The following is a 1,507-nucleotide window of genomic DNA, read 5'->3' as shown; positions in this document are numbered from 1 at the left end:
GCGCGACCACCACCCGGTCGGACGCCCCGACCCCCGCCGCGCGCAGCGTCTCGGCGGCGAGCCCGACCGCGTCGTCCGGCAGCGGGACGACCAGGTCGCCCTCGGGGGAGACCGCGAGCGGCCCCCGCGCGCGCGTCCCGGACGGGAACCCGTGCCTGGTCAGCCACCGGCTCACTGCGCGACCTCCTGCATGAAGAGCTTCATCGAGTTGCAGACGTGCTCGTGGGCGAGCCCGCCGACCTGCGCCTGGAGGATCAGGTCGGTCGCGCCGGCCGCCTCGATCGCCTCCACGGCCTTGCGCGAGCCCGCCACGTCGTCGATGACGACCATGGTCTGCTCGCGCAGCACCCCCATCGCCTCGTCCGGCGGCATCCCGACGGCCTGCTGGCCGAGGACGCGGTGGGTGGCGTGCCGGGCGTCGGTGTAGCCGGGCGGCGCGACCAGGTTGATCTGCCGCCGCAGGTACCAGAGGACGGCGTCGGCGGCGGTGTCCACGGCCTCCTGCTGGGTCGGCGCGACGTACCAGGGGATCATCAGCGCGATCCGGCGCGAATCCGGGTCGAAGCCGCTGTCGGCGAGGCACTGCTTGTACTTGGCGATGTCCTCGGCGACGTCGTCCAGGCCCTTGAGCATCGTCATGCCGAGCAGGTTGTACCCCTGTCTCGCGGCGGCGAGATAGCCGTCCAGCGACGTCGAGGCCACCCAGACCGGCGGATGCGGCTCCTGCGTCGGCCGCGGGTACACCCCCACGTCCGGGATCTCGAAGAACTCGCCGCTGCGGGTCACCGGCCTCCCGTCGGCCTCCCAGATCGCCAGGACGGCCTCCAGATGCTCCTCCCACAACTGGCGCGACTGCTCGAACGGCCGCTGGAACGCCTGGTACTCCAGCGGGGACGCGCCGCGCCCGGTGCCGAACTCGACCCGCCCGCCGGAGATCACGTCCAGGGTGGCGACGCGCTCGGCGGTCCGGATCGGCGACTGGAACGGCAGCAGCACCACGCCGAGCCCGAGGTGGATCCGCTCGGTCCGCTGCGAGATCCCGGCCAGCACCAGATCGGGCGCGGACGAGTGGGAGAAGCCCCGGGTGAAGTGGTGCTCGACGAACCAGGCGGTGTCGTAGCCGAGCTGGTCGGCCAGCACCACCTGCTCCATGACGTTGTGGAACGCCTCCCGCTCCACCTCGCGGGACCGACCGCGCACCTCAAGTTCGTAGCCAAGGCTGACCCGTAGCGACGTCATGGACCCTCCGAGCGTTCCGCTGTGCTGTCCCAGACAAGATAACCAAGCGCTCGCTTGGGACGCTAGTCGCGCGAGCCTCCGAGCGGAACCGCGGACGATGTGAGGGCTCTACGGGCGTTCGGCCGGACCGGACACCGGCACCGGCACCGCGCTGACAGGAGACGGAGCCGGAACCGGAGCGCCGGACGGCAGACCCGATGCCCCGGACGGCAGACCGGAAGCCCCGGGCGGGGGAGCGACGGCACCGGACGCCGCGAGCGCCGGCGCG

At 72.5% G+C, this 1,507-nt stretch carries 1 protein-coding gene; it reads right to left on the bottom strand.

The window, feature by feature from the left end:
• Positions 1–171: 171 nt before the first annotated feature.
• Positions 172–1,239, bottom strand: a complete 1,068-nt coding sequence (locus tag AB0J52_RS40145; RefSeq protein ID WP_500188428.1) for an LLM class flavin-dependent oxidoreductase — start codon at positions 1,237–1,239, stop codon at positions 172–174.
• Between the last annotated feature and the right edge of the window lie 268 nt (positions 1,240–1,507).

Origin of the sequence: Spirillospora sp. NPDC049652 (genome assembly GCF_040675125.1) — a bacterium.
Classification (GTDB): domain Bacteria; phylum Actinomycetota; class Actinomycetes; order Streptosporangiales; family Streptosporangiaceae; genus Spirillospora.
Note: the sequence above shows the minus strand (reverse complement) of the source record. Positions and strands in the feature narration are given on the sequence as shown.